The sequence below is a fragment of the Nakamurella multipartita DSM 44233 genome, assembly GCF_000024365.1.
Lineage (GTDB): Bacteria > Actinomycetota > Actinomycetes > Mycobacteriales > Nakamurellaceae > Nakamurella > Nakamurella multipartita.
On sequence record NC_013235.1, the window covers coordinates 246,439 to 268,314 of the forward strand.

General features: G+C 71.3%; 21 protein-coding genes and 1 pseudogene. 16 read left to right on the forward strand and 6 right to left on the reverse strand.

Annotated features, from left to right (window positions below; translation table 11 throughout):
- The first annotated feature begins 56 nt into the window (after positions 1 to 56).
- The 4 genes from pheA to NAMU_RS01090 all read left to right on the forward strand — a co-directional run bounded on the left by pheA (position 57) and on the right by NAMU_RS01090 (position 3,716).
- On the forward strand, positions 57 to 1,001 hold the full coding sequence (gene pheA / locus NAMU_RS01075; protein ID WP_012814126.1) for a prephenate dehydratase: 945 nt from the start codon (positions 57 to 59) through the stop codon (positions 999 to 1,001).
- A 1-nt stretch (position 1,002) separates the two neighbouring features.
- Positions 1,003 to 1,719, forward strand: a complete 717-nt coding sequence (locus NAMU_RS01080; RefSeq protein ID WP_012814127.1) for a histidine phosphatase family protein — start codon at positions 1,003 to 1,005, stop codon at positions 1,717 to 1,719.
- Between the two features lie 14 nt (positions 1,720 to 1,733).
- A complete protein-coding gene (locus NAMU_RS01085; protein ID WP_012814128.1) occupies positions 1,734 to 2,387 on the forward strand; it encodes a DUF1707 SHOCT-like domain-containing protein in 654 nt (217 codons plus the stop codon).
- Positions 2,388 to 2,621: 234 nt separating this feature from the next.
- Positions 2,622 to 3,716, forward strand: coding sequence for an IS110 family RNA-guided transposase (locus tag NAMU_RS01090; protein WP_052307725.1), 1,095 nt, complete (start codon positions 2,622 to 2,624; stop codon positions 3,714 to 3,716).
- A gap of 154 nt (positions 3,717 to 3,870) precedes the next feature.
- Here NAMU_RS01090 and NAMU_RS01095 read toward each other — a convergent pair whose 3' ends face one another.
- The 3 genes from NAMU_RS01095 to NAMU_RS01105 all read right to left on the reverse strand — a co-directional run bounded on the left by NAMU_RS01095 (position 3,871) and on the right by NAMU_RS01105 (position 7,111).
- Positions 3,871 to 5,202 carry a uracil-xanthine permease family protein gene (locus tag NAMU_RS01095; protein WP_012814130.1) on the reverse strand — a complete coding sequence of 444 codons (1,332 nt, stop codon included), beginning with the start codon at positions 5,200 to 5,202 and terminating at the stop codon, positions 3,871 to 3,873.
- Positions 5,203 to 5,384: 182 nt separating this feature from the next.
- Complete coding sequence (locus NAMU_RS01100) at positions 5,385 to 6,338, reverse strand: carbohydrate kinase family protein (RefSeq protein WP_012814131.1); 954 nt, start codon at positions 6,336 to 6,338, stop codon at positions 5,385 to 5,387.
- Positions 6,339 to 6,427: 89 nt separating this feature from the next.
- Positions 6,428 to 7,111: a GntR family transcriptional regulator gene (locus NAMU_RS01105; RefSeq protein WP_012814132.1), complete on the reverse strand. Its 684-nt coding sequence runs from the start codon at positions 7,109 to 7,111 to the stop codon at positions 6,428 to 6,430.
- Positions 7,112 to 7,243: 132 nt separating this feature from the next.
- Here NAMU_RS01105 and NAMU_RS01110 point away from each other — a divergent pair.
- The 6 genes and pseudogenes from NAMU_RS01110 (at position 7,244) to NAMU_RS01130 (ending at position 13,130) form a co-directional block, all read left to right on the forward strand.
- Positions 7,244 to 8,157, forward strand: a pseudogene (locus NAMU_RS01110) (fumarylacetoacetate hydrolase family protein).
- Positions 8,154 to 9,074 (forward strand): VOC family protein, encoded by a 921-nt coding sequence (locus tag NAMU_RS01115; protein WP_012814133.1) that lies wholly within the window; start codon positions 8,154 to 8,156, stop codon positions 9,072 to 9,074. Before NAMU_RS01110 ends, NAMU_RS01115 begins: the two are co-directional and overlap by 4 nt.
- Before the next feature lie 43 nt (positions 9,075 to 9,117).
- Positions 9,118 to 10,908 (forward strand): FAD-dependent monooxygenase, encoded by a 1,791-nt coding sequence (locus NAMU_RS01120; protein WP_012814134.1) that lies wholly within the window; start codon positions 9,118 to 9,120, stop codon positions 10,906 to 10,908.
- A 56-nt stretch (positions 10,909 to 10,964) separates the two neighbouring features.
- A complete protein-coding gene (locus NAMU_RS01125; RefSeq protein ID WP_052307728.1) occupies positions 10,965 to 12,182 on the forward strand; it encodes an FAD-dependent oxidoreductase in 1,218 nt (405 codons plus the stop codon).
- Positions 12,125 to 12,604, forward strand: a complete 480-nt coding sequence (locus tag NAMU_RS30285) for an FAD-binding protein (protein WP_052307731.1) — start codon at positions 12,125 to 12,127, stop codon at positions 12,602 to 12,604. The genes NAMU_RS01125 and NAMU_RS30285 overlap by 58 nt, the downstream gene beginning before the upstream one ends.
- Positions 12,605 to 12,650: 46 nt before the next feature.
- Entirely contained in the window at positions 12,651 to 13,130 is a 480-nt protein-coding gene (locus tag NAMU_RS01130; protein ID WP_012814135.1) for a nuclear transport factor 2 family protein, read from the forward strand.
- A 2-nt stretch (positions 13,131 to 13,132) separates the two neighbouring features.
- Here the strand turns inward: NAMU_RS01130 and NAMU_RS01135 are convergent, their stop codons facing one another.
- Positions 13,133 to 13,480: a metallopeptidase family protein gene (locus tag NAMU_RS01135; protein ID WP_012814136.1), complete on the reverse strand. Its 348-nt coding sequence runs from the start codon at positions 13,478 to 13,480 to the stop codon at positions 13,133 to 13,135.
- A gap of 65 nt (positions 13,481 to 13,545) precedes the next feature.
- Here NAMU_RS01135 and serS point away from each other — a divergent pair, with 65 nt between their 5' ends.
- Both serS and NAMU_RS01145 read left to right on the forward strand, forming a co-directional pair.
- Positions 13,546 to 14,808: a serine--tRNA ligase gene (gene serS, locus NAMU_RS01140; protein ID WP_012814137.1), complete on the forward strand. Its 1,263-nt coding sequence runs from the start codon at positions 13,546 to 13,548 to the stop codon at positions 14,806 to 14,808.
- Positions 14,809 to 14,878: 70 nt separating this feature from the next.
- Entirely contained in the window at positions 14,879 to 16,189 is a 1,311-nt protein-coding gene (locus NAMU_RS01145) for a DUF1254 domain-containing protein (RefSeq protein WP_012814138.1), read from the forward strand.
- A gap of 26 nt (positions 16,190 to 16,215) precedes the next feature.
- Here NAMU_RS01145 and NAMU_RS01150 read toward each other — a convergent pair whose 3' ends face one another.
- Both NAMU_RS01150 and NAMU_RS01155 read right to left on the reverse strand, forming a co-directional pair.
- Complete coding sequence (locus NAMU_RS01150; protein WP_012814139.1) at positions 16,216 to 16,605, reverse strand: VOC family protein; 390 nt, start codon at positions 16,603 to 16,605, stop codon at positions 16,216 to 16,218.
- 18 nt (positions 16,606 to 16,623) lie between these two features.
- A complete protein-coding gene (locus tag NAMU_RS01155; protein WP_012814140.1) occupies positions 16,624 to 17,901 on the reverse strand; it encodes a hemolysin family protein in 1,278 nt (425 codons plus the stop codon).
- A 93-nt stretch (positions 17,902 to 17,994) separates the two neighbouring features.
- On the opposite strand from NAMU_RS01155, the gene allB reads away from it, so the two are divergent.
- The 4 genes from allB to pucL all read left to right on the forward strand — a co-directional run bounded on the left by allB (position 17,995) and on the right by pucL (position 21,860).
- Complete coding sequence (gene allB, locus NAMU_RS01160) at positions 17,995 to 19,365, forward strand: allantoinase AllB (protein ID WP_052307733.1); 1,371 nt, start codon at positions 17,995 to 17,997, stop codon at positions 19,363 to 19,365.
- Between the two features lie 83 nt (positions 19,366 to 19,448).
- Positions 19,449 to 20,531, forward strand: a complete 1,083-nt coding sequence (gene alc / locus NAMU_RS01165) for an allantoicase (RefSeq protein WP_012814142.1) — start codon at positions 19,449 to 19,451, stop codon at positions 20,529 to 20,531.
- Positions 20,532 to 20,548: 17 nt separating this feature from the next.
- On the forward strand, positions 20,549 to 20,890 hold the full coding sequence (gene uraH / locus NAMU_RS01170) for a hydroxyisourate hydrolase (protein WP_012814143.1): 342 nt from the start codon (positions 20,549 to 20,551) through the stop codon (positions 20,888 to 20,890).
- Positions 20,891 to 20,966: 76 nt separating this feature from the next.
- Positions 20,967 to 21,860, forward strand: a complete 894-nt coding sequence (gene pucL / locus NAMU_RS01175; RefSeq protein WP_012814144.1) for a factor-independent urate hydroxylase — start codon at positions 20,967 to 20,969, stop codon at positions 21,858 to 21,860.
- The last annotated feature ends 16 nt before the right edge of the window (positions 21,861 to 21,876 follow it).

Genomic DNA, 21,876 nt, shown 5'->3' on the forward strand with positions numbered 1-21,876 from the left:
GGCCCGGCCGTGACGGTGCGGCGCCCGGCCGGTTCGCCACTGGCTAGGGTGAAGGCGTGGGGCAGCGGGAGTCAACGGGGCGGCAACGCTGGGCCTATCTGGGTCCGGAAGGCACGTTCACCGAACAGGCTTCCCGCGCGCTGGCCGAGCGGCTGACCGGCCCGATCGACCTGGCGCCGGCCGGGTCGGTGTCGCTGGCCCTGGACGAGGTCCGGACCGGCCGGGCGGACGCCGCCTGCGTGGCGATGGAGAGCTCGGTCGAGGGCGCCGTCCCGGTCACCCAGGATGAGCTCACCCACGGCGAGCCGCTGCTGATCACCGCCGAGGCCTACGTCCCGGTCACCTTCGACCTGCTGGTCCGGCCGGGCACGGACCGGTCGGCCATCCGGACGGTGGGGGCGCACCCGCACGGGCATGCCCAGATCCGCGGCTGGCTGGCCGCCGAACTCCCGGCCGCCGAGGCCGTGATGACCGCCTCGAACGCGGCGGCCGCGGCTGCCGTGGCCGCCGGTGAGCTGGATGCGGCCGCCGCGGCGCCGGTCGCCGGATCGCGGTATGGCCTGCAGACCCTGGTCGCCGATGTCGGCGAGGTCCGGGACGCGGTGACCCGGTTCGTGCTGTTGCGACGGCCGGACCGGCCACCCGCGCCGACCGGCAACGACCGCACCTCCCTGGTGCTCTCAGTGGGCAACCACCCGGGGTCGCTGCTTACCGTGCTCGGCGAGTTCGCCTCGCGCGGCATCAACCTGACCCGCCTGGAGTCGCGGCCCACCCGGTCCCGGATGGGTGTCTACTACTTTCTCGTCGACGCCGACGGGCATCTGAACGACCCGGCGATGGCCGACGTGGTGGCCGCGCTGATCCGCCGGCAGGCCCTGCTGCGCTGGCTCGGCTCGTACCCTCGGGCGGCCGGCGTCAACGAGGTCACCGCCGACTTCGCCACCCCCGACGCCTACCGGCAGGCCGACGATCAGGTCCGGCGCTGGCAGCGGGGCGGCTGACGTGCGGCTGTTGTTGATCCGGCACGGCCAGACGCCCTCCAACGTGCTCGGCCTGCTGGACACCGCTCCACCCGGGCCTGGCCTGACCGACCTGGGCGTGGCCCAGGCGGCCGCGCTGCCGGCCACCCTGGCCGGCGAGCGGATCGACCTGATCGCCGCGTCCACCCAGCCGCGGGCCCAGCTCACCGCCGCCCCGCTGGCCGCCGAACGTGGGTTGACGGTGCTGGTTCGGGACGGGCTGTGCGAGGTGCCGGCCGGCGAGCTGGAGATGCGCGGCGACGAGCCCGCGGTCCGGACCTACCTGACGACCGTCCGCGAGTGGATGAGCGGCAACCTGGACGTGCCGATGCCGGGCGGGCCGTCCGGGCATCAGGTGCTCTCCCGATTCGACGCCGTCGTGCAGGAGGTCACCGCGGTCGTCGCGGACCGGGTCGGCGACGACGGCACCGTGGCCCTGTTCGCCCACGGGGCGATGCTGCGGACCTGGGCGACCGCCCGCGGCACCGACGCGCAGCAGCGGCAGGACCTGCTCGCCCGGTTCCAGCCGCTGCACAACACCGGGATGATCGTGGTCAACGGCTCGGCCGACGGCTGGCGGATCCAGACCTGGGCCGGGCAGGCGCTGGGCGGGCCCAGGTTGGACGACGCGCCGGCGGACGGCCCGGCCGGTGGTGACCCGACCGGGTCCGGCATCCCCTCGGACTACTCGCCGCGCTGACTATCCTGGGCCTCGTGTCCGGTCCAGCCATCGATCCGCGCGACCTGCGGGTCTCCGACGACGAGCGCGCGCACGTGCTGAGCCTGCTGGAAAAGGCCACCGGCCGCGGCCTGATCGACATCGACGAGTACACCGAGCGCAGCGGGAAGGTGATTGCCGCCCGCACCCGCCGCGACCTGAACGCGGTGCTGGTCGACCTGCCCGGGCTGCAGATCGGCGGCCGCTCGGTCGGCGACGCGGTCGCCGCCACCACGCCCCGGACGCAGCCGAGTCCGGGGTACTCGGGCGCGGTGCCGCACCCGACCGGGGCGCTGGAGCTGCTGGGCTGGGGCTCGCGCACGTTCAAGGGCTACTGGTCGGTGCCGCCGCTGATCGTCATCGGCGGGACCGGGGCGAGCACCCGGCTCGACTTCACCCAGGCCCAGCTGGCCTCGTCCACCGTGACCGTCGAGTTCCGGTCCAACTACGGCGGGGCCGCGGAGTTCATCGTCCCGGTCGGCAGCACCGTCCGGGTCGAGAGCCTGCAGATGCGCGGCGGCCACGTGCACAACAAGGTGGACCCGCGGACCGGCGGTCGCGGCATGACGCTGGTGCTCACCGGGGTCAAGAAGTCCGGCTCGGTCAGCGTCCGGCACCCCAAGGGCAAGCTGCGCGACTGGCTGTCCTGACAGTGAGGATGTAGGGGTGGATCGCCGTCGAGCTTCGGCTTGACTCGTGCCCTGACTGACCGTGGTGTCCTGAACGGGATGTGTCGGCCGGGGTTCGGCGGCGATCTCGGCACCTGCCGGACGGGCGTCGTGACCTTATAGGAGCCTGGCCAGAGGCCCCGTCACTGTCTTGTCCGCCCGCCCGACCGGCGCGTGCCGCCCTTCCCGGTTCAGCGACAGGACGGCAGGTCAACGATGACAGCAGTACAAGCGGAGCGACAAGCAGACTCATCGGCGGTCGAGGTGGTCGGCGGTGTGGACACCCATAAGGACACCCACACCGCGGCAGCGGTGGACACCGCGGGGCGGGTGTTGGGCTCGGCCCAGTTCCCCACCGACGCCGCCGGCTACCGGGCGTTGCTACGGTGGCTGCGCGGGTTCGGGACGCTGCTGCTGGTCGGTGTCGAGGGCACCGGTGTCTACGGGGCCGGCCTGGCCCGATTGCTGGCCGCCCAGGGCGTGGCCATGGTCGAGGTCGACCGGCCCGACCGCAAGGCCCGCCGGTGGCAGGGCAAATCCGATCCCGTCGATGCCGAGGCTGCGGCCCGGGCCGCGTTGGCCCGGGTGCGCACCGGGCTGCCCAAGCAGCGAGACGGTCGTGTCGAGGCGCTGCGGGCATTGCGGGTGGCGCGCCGTTCGGCCGTCGGGCACCGCGCTGACGTGCAGCGACAGATCAAGGCGCTGATCGTCACCGCACCGGAATCGCTGCGCGCCCAGCTGCGGGCGTTGCCCGACCGAGAACTGATCAAGGTCTGCGCCGACCAGCGGCCGGACCGTGCCGGTGCCGGCGATCCGGGCACGGCCACCAAGATCGCGCTGCGCTCTCTTGCTCGGCGCCACCGGGCGCTCAGCGTCGAGATCGCCGATCTCGACGAGCTGCTCGGTCCGCTCGTGGCCCAGATCAACCCCGGGCTGCTCGCACTCAAAGGCATCGGTCCCGACGTGGCCGGGCAGATGCTCGTCACGGCCGGCGAGAATGCCGACCGCCTCACCAACGAGGCCGCCTTCGCGATGCTGTGCGGCGTGGCGCCCTTGCCTGCTTCGTCGGGCAGGACGACCCGGCACCGGCTCAACCGCGGCGGAGACCGAGCCGCCAATAGCGCACTCTGGCGCATCGTCATCACCCGCATGGCCACCGACCAGAGAACCAAGAACTACATCGCCCGACGCACCGCCCAGGGGCTGACCAAGCCCGAGATCATCCGCTGCCTCAAGCGATATGTCGCCCGAGAAGTCTTCCTCGCGCTTACGTCCGCGTCCGCAGAAAAACGACCCGCCAAAGCAGCTTGACAACCATAGGAGCATCCCGGCCGGTGGCCGCCCCCCGGCTCCCCCTCTTGAAGTTGATCATGGCGTTCTCTGCTCGACACGCCGGGGACACGCCGGCGCCGCGACAGAGAACGCCATGATCAACAGCGGGTGGAGGGGCGGCCCGGCGCGCTGGTCAGAGCAGGGGTTCGCGGAGCCGCTTCGGCGCGGCCAGCCGGGCCAGGTGGTAGGCCACGATCGCCACGATCGAACCCAGGGCGATGCCGGAGAGCTCGAAGTCGTTGCCGAACGAGATCGACACGTTGCCGATGCCGATGATGATGGCCGCGGCGATCGGCACCAGGTTGACCGGATTGCCGAAGTCGACCCGGTTCTCGATCCAGATCTTGGCGCCGAGCAGGCCGATCATGCCGTAGAGCACCACCGTGATCCCGCCGAGCACCCCGCCCGGGGTGGCGCTGACGATGGCGCCGAACTTGGGGATCAGCCCGAGCAGGATCGCCACGATCGCGGCCACGTAGTACGCGGCCGTCGAGTACACCCGGGTCGCCGCCATCACCCCGATGTTCTCGGCGTAGGTGGTGGTGGGGGACCCGCCGACGGCCGAGGACAGGGCGGTGCCGAACCCGTCCGCGAACAGTGCCCGGCCCAGGTACGGGTCCAGATCCTGGCCGGTCATCTCGGAGACGGCCCGCACGTGGCCGGTGTTTTCGGCGATCAGGGCGATCACCCCGGGCAGGGCCAGCAGGATGAACTGAAGCTGGAACTCCGGCGCGTGCAGCGTCGGCAGGCCGAACCAGGCGGCGTCCTGCACACCCGACAGGTCGACCCGCATGTGGGTGGTGACCTCGCCGGACCCGGTCGCCGAGGTGATCGGGCCGAGCACCTCGTCCAGCACCCAGGACAGGACGAAGCCAAAGATCAGGGCCAGGAACACGGCGATGCGGGAGAAGAAGCCGCGGAAGGCGACCGCGGCCAGGATGGTGAACGCCATGACGGTCAGCGCCACCCCCGGGTCCTGCGGCCAGTACACGCCGGCGACCACGGGAGCCAGGTTGAAGCCGATCAGCATCACGACCGCACCGCTGACCACCGGCGGCAGCACCCGGCGCACGGCCTGGCCGCCGACCAGATGCACGATGATGCCGACGATCGCCAGCGTCGCGCCGGCGACCAGGATTGCCCCGGTCACGTTCGCCGTGGTCCCGCCGGCCGCGCGGATCGCCACCACCGCGCCGACGAAGCTGGCCGAGGTGCCCAGGTACGAGGGCACCTTCCCGGACACGATGAGCAGGAACAGGATCGTGCAGACCCCGGACATCATGATCGCCAGGTTGGGATCGAGCCCCATGATGATCGGGAAGACGAACGTCGCCCCGAACATCGCGACCACGTGCTGCGCGCCGACCCCGATGGTCTTGGGCCAGCTCAGCCGCTCGTCCGGCTTGACCGGGGTGCCGACCGGCAGCGGCGAATCGATGCCGACCGGAGTCCAACCGAGCGCCATGGGGACCTCCCGACGTAGGTGTTGGTCGGGACGGTAGCGGCCGCCCGGCACCCGCCCGCGCTGGCCCCGCCGAGTGTGCAGAAAGCGCCCTTATCCCGGCGGATAAGGGCGCTTTCTGCACACTCGACGCGGGGATTGCGGGTGACGGGTGCGGGTGCGGGCGCGGGAGGGGCGCGGTTCGGTCAGGCCAGTTCCCGGGCCCACGGCGGGTTGGCCCCGGCCCGGGAGCAGTTGATCGCCGAGACCCGGGAGGCGAAGGTCAACGCGTCGCGCAGGCCGTCGACGGTCAGGGTGTCCAGGCGCCCGCCGAGCTGCCCGGCCTCGGCCAGGTGGTGCAGCAGACCGCCGTGGAACGAGTCACCGGCGCCGACGGTGTCGACCAGGGTGGTCGGGGCGATGGGCACCCGGAGCTGCTCGCCGCGCAGGGAGGCGAACGCGCCGTCGCCGCCGAGGCTGACCACGGCCAGCGGCACCCCGCAGGCGTGCAGGTGCAGCGCCGCCTGCTCCGGCGTCCAGCCGGGCCAGAGCAGATCCAGGTCGTCCTCGGAGAGCCGGACGATGTCGGCCAGCGAGGCCCACCGGTCGATCCACAGCCGGTAGGAGGTCACCGGCACCAGCAACGGGCGCAGGTTGGGGTCGACCGAGACGGTCATCTGCGGTCGGGCCCGGGCCAGCAGGTTCTCGATGACCTGCCCGGACGGCTGCAGGGCCAGGGCCAGGGAACCGGTGTGCACCGCCACCGGCGCGGGATGGGTGGTGAACGGGCCGTCGATCAACCTGGCCAGGGAGGCGTCGGTCCAGGCCCAGTCGGCGGTGCCGTCGGTGTAGAACTCGTAGGACGCCGCCCCGGTCGCGTCCAGCCGGGCGATGGCCAGGGTGGCCGGCTCCGAGGCACTTTCCGACGCGCTCAGGTCGACCAGCGACTCCTCGAGCTTGGCCCGGCACAGCGCGCCGAGCGCGCCACCGCTGATCCGGGCGGCGAACCGGGCCGTCGAGCCCAGCCGGGACAGGGCGACCGCCGTGTTCGCAGGTCCACCGCCGGGGTGCACGGTCAGATGGGCGACGCCCGCAGAAATCCCGTCCGGGGGCAGCACGGCATCGGCGACGACTTCGCCGACCACGGCGATGGTGGGCATGGCACTCCTCGGGGGTCGGCGATCCGGCCGGGGTGAGCGTAGGCCAGATCGGCCGCTCGGGCCCTGTCGACCGCCCGGAACGGGCTCGGCTACTCGCCGGCGTAGGCCCGTTCCAGGATCTCGGCCGTTCGCTGGTAGTGCTCGGTCAAGGCGTGGACGGCCGCCTCGGCGTCCCGGTCGAGCACGGCCTGCAGGATGCGCCGGTGCTCAGCGGGGATGTCCCGGCCGGGTTCCTGCGGCTGGGACCAGCGCCGGTACAACTCGGCGCCGTCGCGCAGCACGTCGGTCATGGCGATCAACCGGGGGCTGCCGCAGCCGGCCAGTACCGCGCGGTGGAAGGCCGCGTGGGCGAGCTCCCACTCGTCGGAGACTCGCTGCGGCCCCTGCGCGGCCACGATCGGCGTGCGGTCCAGGCGATGGTGGGCGGCGACCAGGTCGGCCTCCCAGGCTATGTCGCCGCGCTCGATCGCGTACCGCACGGCCAGGGACTCCAGGTCGATCCGGGTGGCCGTCAGATCACACAAGTCGGGCAGCGACAGGGGCGCCACCCGGAACCCGATCCGCGGCTCGCTCTCGACCAGCCGAGCCTCGACCAGTCGGGTCAGCGCCTCCCGGATGACGCTGACGCTGGCGCCGTAACGCTCGCCGAGCTCGGCGAACTTGAGCTTTCCCCCCGGCCGGTGAACGCCGCCGAGGATGTCCGCCCGCAGTTGGTCGTAGACCTCACCGGTGTTGGCCCGGGTGGGGGTGGCGGCGACGGGGGAGGAGGTCACGCCCCCAGGGTAGCAGATTCGCAGGTCTGTAAAAGATTCGAAAATTGCTTGGCATGACGAACATCGAGGTGTAGAACTGTCCCAGCGGTGCGGCCGGCGCCAAGCCGTCAGGACCTGAGAGAGGACTCAACGATGAGACTTGCCAATCTGGACGACCGGGCCGTTCTCGTGGCCGCCGACGGTTCGGCGATCGACGTGCACCGGGCCAGCGGAGGCCGTTTCGGGCCGGACGTGGCCGGGCTCTACCCGCGGTGGGACGAGTTCCGGGCCTGGGCCGAGCAGGTGCCGGCCGACGGTTCCGGGGCGCCGATCGACCCGGTGCGACTCGGCCCGCCCTGCCGGCACCGCGCCAGATCCTGGCCTTCGGGTTGAACTACGCCGACCATGCCGCCGAGTCCGGATTCGCGGCGCCGCAGGTGCTTCCGCCGTTGTTCCCCAAGTTCGTCTCCAGCCTGACCGGACCGGTCAGCACGGTCGTGCTGCCGGCTGGCGGCGACACCGACTGGGAGATCGAACTGGTCGCAGTCATCGGCCGGGCCACCACCGGACGGGTGGCGCAGGACGCGGCCTGGGACCACGTCGCCGGACTGACCGTCGGCCAGGACATCTCGGACCGGGCCACCCAGTTCAGCACGCCCGCCCCGCAGTTCGGGCTGGGCAAGTCCTTCCCCGGCTTCGCGCCGACCGGCCCGTGGCTGGTCACCCCGGACGCGCTGTCCGACCGCGATTCGTTGGCGCTGCAGTGCACGCTCGACGGGCAGATCGTGCAGGAGGGCAATACCAAAGACCTGCTGTTCGGCGTGGCCCGGCTGATCAGCGACCTGTCCGGCATCATCGCGCTGCACCCCGGGGACCTGATCTTCACCGGAACCCCCGAGGGGGTCGGGCTGGGTCGCACACCCCCGCTGTACATCCGGCCCGGCCAGGAACTGGTCTCCACCCCCGAGGGGATCGGTGAGCTCCGTCAGATCTTCGTTGCCGCCGACGAGCACGGCCATGCGCCGCGCAGCCAGCGCCCGGCCCCGGCGGCGGAGGTGGCGTCGTGAGCCTGCACCGGTTGACCCACATCGAGATCGGCGTGCCGAACGTCGCGCAAACCGCTGACTACTACCAGGAGTTCGGCCTGAGTCGGGGCGCCGACGGCGCGTTCTCGACGACGGACGGCGGCGAGCAGCTGCGGGTCAGCCACGCGGCCGCCCGGCGCCTGGTCGAGCTGGGGGTCGGCGTCGACGACGAGGACGACATCGCCCGCATCGCCGCCGCTTTGGCCCGCGCCGGGTTCGCCGCCGACCGGCCCGATCCCCGGACCCTGGAGGCCACCGATCCGGTCACCCGGATCCGGGCCACGATCACGGTGCAGGACCGGCTGGTCCAGCCGACCCGGTCGGCGACCCCGTACAACGGACCGGGCCGGGTCGACCGGTCGGGGCGGGCGCCCGGCGTCGTGCGGACCGGGCGGGTCACCCCGCGCCGGCTGGGTCACGTCGTCTCCGGCACCACCGATCTGGACGCGACGGTGCGGTTCCTGGTGGACGGCCTCGGGTTCAAGGTCTCCGACCGGATCGGGGACAAGGGCGCCTTCCTGCGGTGCAGCGAAGACCACCACAACTTCCTGGCGCTGCAGTCGCCGGTCACCTATCTGCACCATTCGAGCTGGCAGGTCGACGATGTCGACGACGTCGGCCGGGGTGCGTGCGCGATGCTCGAGGACCATCCCGAGCGGCACGTCTGGGGCCTGGGCCGGCATCACGCCGGCTCGAACTTCTTCTGGTACCTCAAGGACCCGGCCGGCAACTTCTCCGAGTACTTCTCCGACATGGATGTCATCCCCGAGGACGAGATCTGGGAACCCGAGGTCCTGGAGGGCGCCCGGGGGTTGTTCAACTGGGGCCCGCCGCCGCCCCCGTCCTTTCTCAAGCCCGAAGACCTGGGTGCGCTGATGGTCGGCGCCCACAGCAAGTAGCGACCTGCCCGCCTCGATCCACCGAAAGCCGAAGGAGCCTTTCGTGAATATCGTCACCACCGACGTCCTGATCGTCGGGGCCGGCCCGTCCGGCCTGGCCATGGCCGCACTGCTGGCCCGCGAGGGCATCGACGCGATCACCGTGACCAAGTACGGCGGGACGGCGCACTCGCCCCGCGCGCACATCACCAACCAGCGAACCATGGAGGTCTTCCGCGACCTGGGTATGGAGGCCGACATCACCCGGGTCGCGACGGCCAACGACCTGATGGGCAACAACGTGTGGGCGACCAGCTTCGCCGGACCGGAGATCGCCCGCCTGCTCACCTGGGGGTCGGGACCCGAGCGCCGCACCGACTACGACCTGGCCAGCCCCTGCGCCATGGGCAACATCCCGCAGCACGTCATGGAGCCGGTCCAGCTGCAACGAGCCCTCGATCTCGGCGCCGACATCCGTTTCGGGATGGAGGTCGTCGCGATCAGCCAGGACGACGAGGGCGTGACCGCCCAGGTGCGGGCCCGAGAAACCGGTCAGGAATTCCGCATTCACGCCAAGTACGTCGTCGGGGCCGACGGCGGACGGTCGCTGGTGGCCGACCAGCTCGGCTTCGAGATGGACGGCCAGATGGGGCTGGGCGCCGCCGTCAACGTCTGGCTCGAGGCCGACCTCACCAAGTACACGGCCCACCGCCCGGGCACCCTGTATTGGATGAGCCAGCCGGGCAACGACTTCTGGGTCGGCTCCGGGACCTGGATCTGCGTCAAACCGTGGACCGAATGGGTCCTGCTGTCCATGTACAACCCCGACGACGGCGAACCCGACCTGTCCGAGGCCGCCCTGATCCACCGGGCCCAGACCACGATCGGCGACCCCGCCGTCGACATCCGGATCAAGGCGGTGAGCCAGTGGTCGATCAACCACGTGGTGGCCACCCGATTCGGCCGCGGCCGGGCGTTTCTCGTCGGCGACGCGGCCCACCGGCATCCCCCGGCCAACGGGCTGGGCACCAACACCTCCATCCAGGACTCGTTCAACCTGGCCTGGAAACTGGCCCACGTGCTGCGCGGGCAGGCCGGGCCGGCCCTGCTGGACAGCTATCACGACGAGCGGCAGCCGGTCGGCCGGCAGGTCGTCGACCGGGCGATGCGCAGCGTGCAGGACATGCTGCCGATCTCGCAGGCCCTGGGCTTCACCCACGGGCAGAGCGCCGAGGACGGGTGGGCCAGTCTGGACGAGCTGTTCGGCGCCACCGCGGTGGGCGAGCAGCGGCGGCAGCGGCTGCACGCGGCGGTGCAACTGCAGAACTACCAGTTCAACTGCCACGGCGTGGAACTCGACCAGCGATACGCCTCGACCGCGGTGATCGACGACGGCACCGCCTGGCCGGCGCCGACCCGCGATCCGGAGCTGTACCACCACCCGACCACCCACCCCGGGGCCCGGCTGCCGCACGCCCAGCTGGAACTGGACCGGCAGCCCGTCTCGACGCTCGACCTGGTCGGCAAGGGCCGCTTCACCCTGCTGGCCGGCCTGCGCGGGCAGGACTGGGTCGAGGCCGCCCGCAAGGTCGCCGCCGATCTCGGCATCCCCTTGGACGCCAGGATCGTCGGACCCCAGGCCGAGGCGGCTGACGTCCTGGGCCGGTGGGCGCAGCTGCGGGAGATCACCGACGCCGGCGCCCTGCTGGTCCGCCCCGACCACCACATCGCCTGGCGCTCAACGGGATCCTCCGATGCGCCGGCCGCCGACCTGGACACCGCCCTGCGCCGCATCCTCGCCCGCGCCGACATCCCGGCCACCCGCGCCGGCCACGACCCCAGGAGTGCCGCGTGACCGCCCATCATGCCCATCAGCCCCCTCCCGCTCGCCAGAGCGCAACGCCGGTCCCGGTGGACGACACCCCCGCCGCGGCGTCCGCGGACGTCATCGTGGTCGGCGCCGGCGGCGGCGGTTTGCCGACCGCACTGTTCAGCCGGTGGCTCGGCGACGAGGTGATCCTGCTGGAGAAGGCCGACCAGGTGGGTGGGACCGCGCGCAAAGCCGCCTTCTGGTACTGGATCCCGGGCAATGAGGCCATGCGCACGGCCGGGATCGACGACCCGCGGGAGGATTTCCTGCGTTACGTCAGCCGGCTGTCCCGGCCCACCGACTACGACCCGCAGAGCCCGACCCTGGGCCTGGACACCTGGTCGTACCAGCAATTCGAGGCGATCTACGACAGCGCCTCGACCGCTGCCGAGACCCTGCGCGAGCACGGGGCCCTGCCCTACCGGCACGTCGCGCAGTCCTGCGACTACTGGGCCGAACTGCCCGAGAACGCCGCCCCGCGCGGCCGGGTGCTCATCCACGAGCAGGCGTCCCCGTCGATGGCGGACGGTGGGCTGCGCAGTGTCGAATCGATGACGCGAGCCGCGCTGGCCGACGGCATCAGCCTGCGGACCGGGCACCGGGTCCAGCGACTGGTGGTCGACGGGCCCCGGGTAGCCGGCGTCGAGGCCACCGATCACGACGGACGCACCGTGCGGTTCCTGGCCCGCAAGGCGGTGATCTTCGCCACCGGCGGCTTCACCCACGACGCCGAGCTGCGCAAGAACTACCTCTCGCTGCCGCTGTATCCCGGGTGCGGCGCCCGCACCAATGAGGGCGATTTCGTGCGCATCGCCGGCTGGGCCGGGGCCCAGCTGCGCAACATGAACTACGCCTGGATGTGCCCGATCTCGTTGGAGGGCTCCATCGCCGGCGATCCCACCCTGACCGGCGTTTTCTCCCACGGCGGTGATTCGATGATCATGGTCGACGCCGCCGGCCGGCGGGTGGTCAACGAGAAGCTGCAGTACAACGAGCTGGCCCAGGAGTTCTTCCGCTGGGATCCGGTCACCGCCAACTACCCCAACCGGGTGCTCATCTCGATCTGGGACCAGCGGGCCCAGGAGCACAGCGCGAGCGCCGACTACGGCAACCCGATCGTGCCCGCGCCGGCCGATTGCCCGTACGTGATCCGGGCCGACACCCTGGCCGAGCTGGCCGATCGGGTCCGGGAACGGTTGGCGTGCTACAGCTCCCATACCGGGGACTGGAGCTGTCCGCCGACTTCCAGGGCAACCTGACGGCCGCCATCGAACGGTTCAACGGTTTCGCCCGTCGCGGGGTCGACGACGACTTCGCCCGCGGCACCACCGCAGTGCAGCTCCAGTTCAACGGCGCGGTGGGTCCGAACCCCTACCCCAACGCGACGATGCACCCGATCTCGGCCGAGGGGCCCTTCTACGCCGCGCTGCTGACCGGCGGCACTCTGGACACCAAGGGCGGACCCAAGGCCACGCCGGACGGCCGGATCCTGGACGACACCGACACCCCGATCCCCGGCTTGTTCGGCGTCGGCAACTGCGTCGCATCCGCCTCGGCCGGCTCGTACTGGGCCGGCGGCGCGACGCTCGGGCCGATCATCGCGCTGGCCCACCGGGCCGCCCGCGCCGCCCACCAGGAATCGGCGCACGACCGGCGCGGCACCGCGCCCGCCTCCGCCTGACCCCCCGACCACGCACCAGCGACCCACCAGACCCGAGGAGACCACCATGACCCTCTCGACCCAGACGATGACCGACGAGCAGCGCAAGGCGCTCATCCTGGAGTACTTCAACACCTTCGACCGGGGCGGGATCCGCAGCACCGGCGAACCGATCCTGAGCCTGTTCGCGGATGACTGCATGGTCTGGTTCCCCAAGTGGGGCCTGGCCAAGGGCGTTGACGAGGTCGGCCAGATGTTCGCCGATCTGGGGAGCACCTTCGAATGGATCGACCACACGACCTCGCACCTGAACTTCGTGTTCTCCGGGGGCACGACGGTCGCCGTCGAGGGCCTGACCCGCGGCCGGCACCGCGACGGGGACTGGCAGGCCGGCCGCCCGCAGTGGGGCGCGGGCCGGTTCTGCAACATCTTCGAGATCTGGGACATGAAGATCCAGCGGCTGCACATCTACCTGGATCCCGACTACGCCGGTCGTGACACCGACCGCTACCCCTGGCTCGCTCGCGAACTGTCCGCAGCGCGCTGAGCTCAGGCCCAGCCCAGTTCGTCGAGCCGGTCGTCGTCGATGCCGAAGTGGTGGGCGATCTCGTGGATGACGGTGGTCGCCACCTGCTCGCGGGCCTGCTGCTCGTCGTGGGCGTGAGCCAGGATCGGCAGCCGGTAGATGGTAATGGTGTCGGGCAGATGCCCGGAGTAGCTCGACGTCCGCGAGGTCAGGGCGACCCCGTGGTAGAGCCCGTAGAGGTTCTGGGTGGGATGACGATCCTCGACCAGGACGACCACGTTGTCCATCGCCCGGGTGAACTCCGGCGGGATCAGGTCGAGGGCCTCGGCGACCAGGTCCTCGAACGCGTCCATCGACATCTGTACGGCCACCCGTCCATTGTCCAGGCCCGGTCGGCGGCGCATGCCGGTCCGACCGCCCGGGATACCCTCACCGGGTGATCGACCTGCGCATCGTTCGTGACGACCCCGACCGTGTCCGCGCCTCCCAGCACGCTCGTGGGGAGGATTCCGGGGCGGTCGATCGGCTGCTGGCGGCCGACGCGGACCGCCGGGCCGCGGTCGCCCGGGCCGACTCGCTGCGCGCCGAGCAGAAGTCCTACGGCCGGACGATCGGCCAGGCGAGCAAGGACGAGCGGCCGGCCCTGCTGGAGCGGGGCAAGGCGATGGCGGCCGAGGTCAAGCTGGCCGAGGCGGCCGAGCAGGAGGCCAACGCCGCCCTGGCGGTGGCCCACCGGTCCATCGCCAACATCATCGAGGGGGCCCCGCCCGGCGGCGAACAGGACTACCTGGTGGTCAAGGAGGTCGGCAGGCCGACCGAGTTCGACTTCACCCCGCGGGACCACGTCGAGCTGGGCGAACGTCTCGGCGCGATCGACATCGAGCGGGGCACCAAGGTGTCCGGGGCCCGCTTCTACTTCCTGCGGGGGGTCGGCGCGCAGCTGCAGTGGGCGCTGCTGAACCTGGCGGTGAGCACCGCGATCGGGCACGACTTCGTGCCGATGATCCCGCCGGTGCTGGTCAAACCGGAGGCGATGGAAGGCACCGGCTTCCTCGGGGCGCACGCCGACGAGATCTACCGGCTCGAGGCCGACGACATGTACCTGGTCGGCACCGCCGAGGTGCCCCTGGCCGGCTACCACGCCGGCGAGATCCTCGACCTGTCCGCCGGTCCGCTGCGCTACGCCGGCTGGTCGTCGTGCTTCCGGCGGGAGGCCGGTTCCTACGGCAAGGACACCCGCGGCATCCTGCGCGTGCACCAGTTCGACAAGGTCGAGATGTTCGTGTTCTGCAAGCCGGAGGACGCGGCCGATCAGCACGCCCAGCTGCTCTCGTTCGAGGAGCAGATGCTGGCCCAGATGGAACTGCCGTACCGGGTGATCGACACGGCGGCCGGTGATCTGGGCTCGTCCGCGGCGCGCAAGTTCGACTGCGAGGCCTGGGTGCCGACCCAGCAGACCTACCGTGAGCTGACCTCGACCTCGAACTGCACGACGTTCCAGGCCCGGCGGCTCGGGGTGCGGTACCGGGACGAGGACGGCAAGCCGCAGGTCGCGGCCACCCTCAACGGCACCTTGGCCACGACCCGGTGGTTGGTCGCGATCCTGGAGAACCACCAGCAGGCGGACGGTTCGGTGCGGGTGCCCAAGGCCCTGCAGCCCGGGCTCGGCGGCCGCGAAGTGCTGGAGCCGATCGGGTAGCTCACCCCGTGCGGGCGATTCCATCGGTCACCGAAAGTGTTTGACTCCGCCTCTGACAACAGGAGGTCGAGTGAGCATTCTGGCCAGTGATCTGCGCACCGTGAGCCACGAGGCGTACATCTATCTGTACCCGTTGGTGACCATGGAGGTGACCCGCCAGCAGCTGGCGAACATTCCCCCGGGCACCCGCGAGGGCTTCGGGCCGCCCAACCAGTTCCACCACCTGCGCACGTTCCCCGACGCCGACTTCCGGGCCGTGGTGCGGCCCAATTTCGACACCCTCTACTCGTCGGCCTGGCTCGACCTGACCCGCGGCCCGGTCGTCGTCGAGGTGCCCGACAGCGACGACCGCTACTACATGATGCCGATGCTGGACATGTGGACCGACGTGTTCGCCAACCCCGGCAAGCGGACCACGGGCACGGGCGCCCAGACGTTCGTGGTGACCGCTCCGGGGTACACCGGCGACCTGCCGGCCGGCGCCACCCCGATCGCGGCGCCGACCCCGCACGTGTGGGTCATCGGCCGGACCCAGACCAACGGGCCGGCCGACTACGCCGCGGTGAACGCGTTCCAGGACGGGCTGCGGATCACCGAGCTGGCCGGCCCGAGCACGTTCGTCATCGACGAGTCGGTGGACACCACCACCGAGCCGTTGCGCCTGGTCGACGCGATGAGCGCGGCCGAGTTCTTCACGCTCGCCGCGCGCACGATGGCGGTGAACCCGCCGCACCGGTCGGACTTCTCGCAGGTGGCCCGGATGTCCCTGCTCGGTGTGGCCCCCGGCGTCGACTTCGACGCCGGCCGGTTCGACGCCGCCGAACTGGCCGAGATCGAGGCCGGCGCGAAGGCCGCCCAGGCGGCGCTGCACGCCGGCGTCGCCCGGCTGGCCGCACCGGTGAACGGGTGGACGATGCTCACCGACACGATGGGCGTCTACGGCAACGAGTACTTCCGGCGGGCCGTGATCACCCTGGTCGGCCTGGGCGCCAACCCGGCGCAGGATGCGGTCTACCCGCTGCTGGTGGCCGACGCGGACGGCAAGCCGACGGTGGGCGACCACGACTACGTCATCCACTTCGACGCCGATCAGCTGCCACCGGCCCAGGCGTTCTGGTCGATCACGATGTACGACGCCGAGGGCTTCCAGGCGCCCAACGAGCTGGACCGGTTCGCCATCGGCGACCGGGACCCGCTGGTCTTCAATCCGGACGGTTCGCTGGACATCTACATGCAGCACGGCGATCCGGGACCGCACCGGCGGGCGAACTGGCTGCCGGCGCCGACCGGTCCGGTGGGCATCACCATGCGGCTCTACGCGCCGGCCCCGGCGGTGCTCGACGGCACCTGGCATCCGCCCGCCGTGCGCCGGGTGAAGTAGCCCGCGGATCGCCGGCGACGAGGCGGTCAGCCGTCGGTGTCCTGGATGACCAGGAGCATCGTGCCCTGCGGATCGCGCAGGTAGGCCACCCGCTCGCCCCACGGGGTGTCCTGTGCGGGAACGACGACCTGGCCGCCCGCCTCCGGTGCGGCGGCCCGGGCGGCGTCGAGATCACCGACGTACAGGCAGATGTCGACGGCGTGCCCGGTGGCGGGCAGCGGCACCTGGCCGTACATCGCCGGCCCGGTGCCCACTCCGATGGCCAGCTGTCCGGTGCCGATCCGCAGGGTCAGGTAGACCGGGTCCCCCTCCGGCGGGAACCGGTAGGCGAGGGTGCCCCCGAACACCCGCTCGTAGAAGGCACGAACCGGCTCGATGGCGGCGACATTGATGATCGGGAACAGATCCTTGGCCATGGCTCGAGAGTGCCCGCTTCAGTCCGGTTGAACCGGCGTCGACAGCGGTTCGACGGTGACCTGACCGACCCGCCAGCCGGCGACCGAGGAGACCGTGAGCCGGTGGCCGGCGACCTCGACCGCGTCCCCGGCGCGGGGCGTCCGGTCCAGGGCGGCCTGCAGGTACCCGCCGACCGTGTCGTACCGGCCGGCCGGCAGCTCGAAACCGAGCCGGCGGCCGAAGTCGGACAGGCCGGTCAGGCCGTCGACCACGGTGGCGTCCCCGGGGGTGGCGGTGGGGATGCGGTCGTACTCGTCGTACATCTCGCCGACGAGTTCCTCGACGACGTCCTCGAGGGTGACCATGCCCTTGAGCTGGCCGTACTCGTCCACGACCGCGGCGATGTTCTCGGCCCCGGTCTGCATCTCGCGCAGCACGGCCAACAACTTCTTGTTCGGCGGGTAGGCGCTGATCGGCCGGACCAGGTCCCGGATCGGGGCGCCGGGATCCAGTTCGGGCGCGAACAGATCCCGCACGTGCAGGAACCCGGCCACCTGGCCGGCCTCGTCCAGCACCGGGTACCGGGTGTGGGTGTGCTCCCAGGCGGCCCGCCGGGCCTGCGCGCCGGTGGCCGCGGTGGACAGGAAGTCGATCGCGGCCCGGGGGACCATGGCCTGCCGGATGGTCCGCTCGCCGGCCGCGAACACCTGCCGGATGATCTGTTTCTCCTGGTCCGGGACCTCCTCATGGGCCAGGACCAGCTCGCGCACCTCCTCCACGCTCATCTCCGCGCGGGAATCCTTCGGATCGACCCGCAACAGCCGCAACAGGCCGTTCGTGCACTTCTCCAACAGCCAGATGACCGGTCGCAGCAGCGTGGCCAGCCGGTCCAGGATCGGACCGAGCAGGGCGGCCACGGATTGCGGGCGCTGCATCGCGTACCGGCGCGGGGTCAGCTCGGCCATGATCAGGGCCAGGAAGGTGGTCGCCAGGGTGACGATCAGCACGGCCAGGGTCTCCCCGCCGTCCTCGCCCAGTCCCGCCCGGCCCATCGCCGCACCGAGTGGTTCGGCCAGGGTCGCGGTGGCGTAGGCGGCGGCGAAGAACCCGGCCACGATGGAGCCGATCTGCACGGCCCCGAGGAACCGGGTTGGCTGGCCGGCCAGCCGGGCCACCCGGGCGCCGCGCGGTCCCTGCGCCCGCAGGTCGGCCAGTTCACCCGGGCGCAGGGAGACCAGGGCGAGTTCGGTCGCCGTGAACAAGCCGCCGATGATCAGCAGAAGCAGCACCACCAGCAGGTTCAGCCAGATGCCCATGCGCAGGTTGTAACACCGGCCCCGCCCGGCCGCCTGCCCACCGGTCGACGCCCGGGTTGTCCGCTGCCCGGTCGACGGGCTTACCCTGCTGCGATGCGGTCAATCGCGCGTGAGGGACAGGATCCGGATCGGCCCGTGGAACTGGTGGTGCACGCCCCGCGGGCGCTCGTCGACGGGCGGGAACAGGCGGTCAGCGTGGCCGTGCGGTTGGGGCGCATCGTCGGCCTGGCGCCGCTGGGCACGGCCCCACCGAGCCGGCTGGTCGCCACCCTGACCGACGACGAGGTGCTGATCCCCGGTCTGGTGGACACCCACGTGCACATCAACGAGCCCGGGCGCACCGAGTGGGAGGGCTTCGACACGGCCACCGCCGCGGCCGCCGCGGCCGGGGTCACCACGTTGATCGACATGCCGCTCAACTCGCTGCCGCCGACGCTGAACGCGGCCGCGCTGGCCACCAAGCGGGCCGCCGCCCGCGGCCGGTGCCGGGTCGACGTGGGTTTCTGGGGCGGCTGCGTGCCGACCAACCTGGCCGACCTGCCGGAGCTGTTCGCGGCCGGCGTCTTCGGCGTCAAATGCTTCCTGCAGGACTCCGGCGTCCCCGAATTCCCCCCGGTGACCACCGCCGAGATGCGGGCGGCCATGCGGACCATCGCCGAGGTCGGCGGGCTGCTGCTGGTGCACGCGGAGGATCCCGGGGTGCTGCACACCTCGCCGACCCCGCAGGGCCGGGATTACCAGGCATTCGTGGCCTCCCGGCCCGAGGCGGCCGAGACCGCCGCCGTCCAAGCGTGTATCGAGGCGGCCGCGATCACCCGCTGCCGCACCCACATCGTGCACCTGTCCAGCGCCGGCGGCGTCGCCCTGATCCGCCGGGCCAAGGCCGACGGCGTGCCGATCACCGCCGAAACATGTCCGCATTACCTGGTTTTCGATGCGGAGGACATCCCCGACGGGTCCCCGCAGTACAAGTGCTGCCCGCCGATCCGGGGCCGGGCCGATCAGGAGGCGCTCTGGGCCGGGCTGGCCGACGGCACGATCGACATCGTGGTCAGCGACCATTCCCCCAGCACGGCCGAGCTCAAGCTGCTGGAAGTCGGTGACCTGGGCCTGGCCTGGGGCGGGATCGGTGGCCTGCAGTTCGGTTTCGCCGCGGTGTGGGCGGAGGCGAACCGGCGCGGGGTGCCGTTGGCCGACGTGGTGCGCTGGATGTCCACCGGCCCGGCGACGCTGGCCGGCCTGGACCACAAGGGGCGGCTGGAGGTCGGCGCCGACGCCGATCTGGTGATCCTGGCCGAGGCCGAGACCTTCACCGTCACCGACGGGATGATCCGGCACCGCAACCGGATCACCCCGTACCTGGGCCGGGAGCTGCGCGGGGTGGTGCGGGCGCGCTGGCTGCGCGGCACGGAGCTGTCCGACGATCTGGTCGCCGGCCGGTTGATCAGTCACGAACCCGGCTGAGCGGCCCGTCGCCGGGTCGCGCGGGCCGTCCCCTTAGGCTCGGACCCACCGATCCAGATGCGGACACCAGCGGGAGAGCGCGCATGAAGCGGACCGATCTGAACCTGGCCAGCCGGGCCCTGGGCGCATCGGTGCGCTACGTCAGCGACGAGTTCTTCGCCCCGTGCGAGGCGTTGCTGATGCCGGGCGCACCCGTGCACGACGTGAGCACCTTCGGCCCGCACGGGAAGATCTACGACGGGTGGGAGACCCGGCGCCGGCGCACCCCCGGTCACGACTGGGCCGTCGTGGCCCTCGGCGTTCCCGGCGTGCTGCACGAGATCGTCGTCGACACGGCGTTTTTCCGCGGCAACTACCCGCCCGAGGTGTCGATGGAGGCGACCTGGCTGGACGGTGCGCCCGACCGGGCCGCGCTGGATGCCGCGGAATGGACGACGATCGTGCCGATCTCCGCGGCCCGCGGCGACACCGCCAACACCTACCGCGTCTACAACAGCCAGGCCTTCACCCATGTCCGGCTCAACATCTATCCCGACGGTGGGGTGGCCCGGCTGCGGGTCCTGGGCACCGCGGTGCCCGACCCGCGGGTGCTGGGCGATCGGATCGATCTGGCCGCGATTCACCACGGCGGGGACATCGCCGAATGCTCGGACATGTTCTATTCCGACGCCCGCCACGTGCTCTATCCCGGCATCGCCGAGTCGATGGCCGACGGCTGGGAGACCGCGCGGCGGCGGACCGCCGGCAACGACTACCTGGTGGTCACCCTGGCCGGCCCGGCCGAGCTGGAGTTCGTCACCATCGACACCGGCTACTTCCTGGGCAATGCCCCTGGGCGGGTGCGTCTTTCGGCCCGGCGAACCGACACCTCGGCCTGGCGGGAGATCGTGCCCGAGCGTGCGATCTCGCCGGATGCGCGCAACCGGTTCCGGGTGCTGGCCGACCGGCAGGTCACCGCGGTCCGGGTGGACGTCTACCCCGACGGCGGGTTCTCCCGGCTGCACCTGATGGGCAAGCTGCTGCCCGAGGCGCTGTCCCGGGCGATCGCCCACTGGCTAGAGCGGCTGCCGAAATCGGCCTCGGCCACGGTGCTGGCCGAGGCCGGCCTGGGCGGCATCCCGCTCGGTGAACTGCGCGAGGACCAGCTGCTGACACTGGCCTGGTGAGTCGAGATACTGGCGTCATGACCATCGTCCGGCTCAGCACTCACGTCCTGGACACGACCGTCGGCCGGCCCGCCGGTGGCATCCCCGCCAACCTGGAAAGCCTGACTCCGGAAGGTGTATCGGAGGTGGGCCGGGGCCGCACCGACGATGACGGGCGGGTCTTCCAGCTCAACGCGACCGGCCTGGCCCCGGGCCGGTACCGGCTCACCCTGGAGACCGAGGACTACTTCCGGGCGCGTCATGGAGCGGTGTTCTACCCGTCCATCGCCGTCTCGTTCGAGCTGTCCGGCGACCGGGATCATTACCACATTGCCGTGCTGACCAGCACGTATTCGTACTCCACCTATCTGGGCAGCTGACAGCGCAGCGACACAACACCGTCACATTTGTTTGCCAGCATGGGCAGGCCAGTCGAACGAGGGAGCGGACGGACAGATGGCGATCGTGCTCGGGAAGAACCAGTACGGCAAGGCCGAGGTGCGGATGGTCTACGTCGACCGCAGCACCCCCGTCCACGCCATCACGGATGTCAACGTGACCAGCCAACTGATCGGTGATTTCACCGACACCCACCTGACCGGCGCGAACGACGCCGTCATCGCCACCGACACCCAGAAGAACACGGTGTACGCGATGGCCCGCACCGGCGGCGTCGGCTCGCCGGAAGAATTCGCGCTGCGCCTGGCCCGCAACTACGTCGACAAGTACGAGCAGGTCACCGGGGCCCGGATGGCCGTCGAGCAGTATTCGTGGGACCGGATCGTCACCGCGGCCGGCCCGCACGACCACGCCTTCTCCAAGGGCACCGCCGAGACCCGGACCGCGGTGGTGCGCAAGGACGGGGCCGCCGAGACGGTGATCTCCGGGCTGACCGGGCTGGTCGTGCTCAAGTCCACCGGCAGCGAGTTCTGGGGCTTCCCCGAGGTCGAGTACACCTCGCTGGTGGAGACCAACGATCGGATCCTGGCCACCGCGGTGACCGCCCGCTGGCTGTACACGACCAGCGAGCTGGACTGGGATGCGGCGTTCACCGCGGTGCGGGGCGCCCTGCTGGAGAACTTCGCGAATACGCACAGCCTGTCGCTGCAGCAGACGCTGTACGCGATGGGCAAGGGGGCGTTGGAGGCGGTGCCGGAGATCGCCGAGATCCGGCTGTCCCTGCCGAACAAGCACCACTTCCTGGTCGATCTGGACAAGTGGGACCTGGACAACCCGAACCAGGTCTTCTACGCGGCTGACCGGCCCTACGGGCTGATCGAGGCGGCGATCCTGCGGGACGACGCCGAGGTGCCGGACGGCGCCTGGGAGGGGATCGCCGCGTTCATCTGAGCCCGGTCGGGGGCCC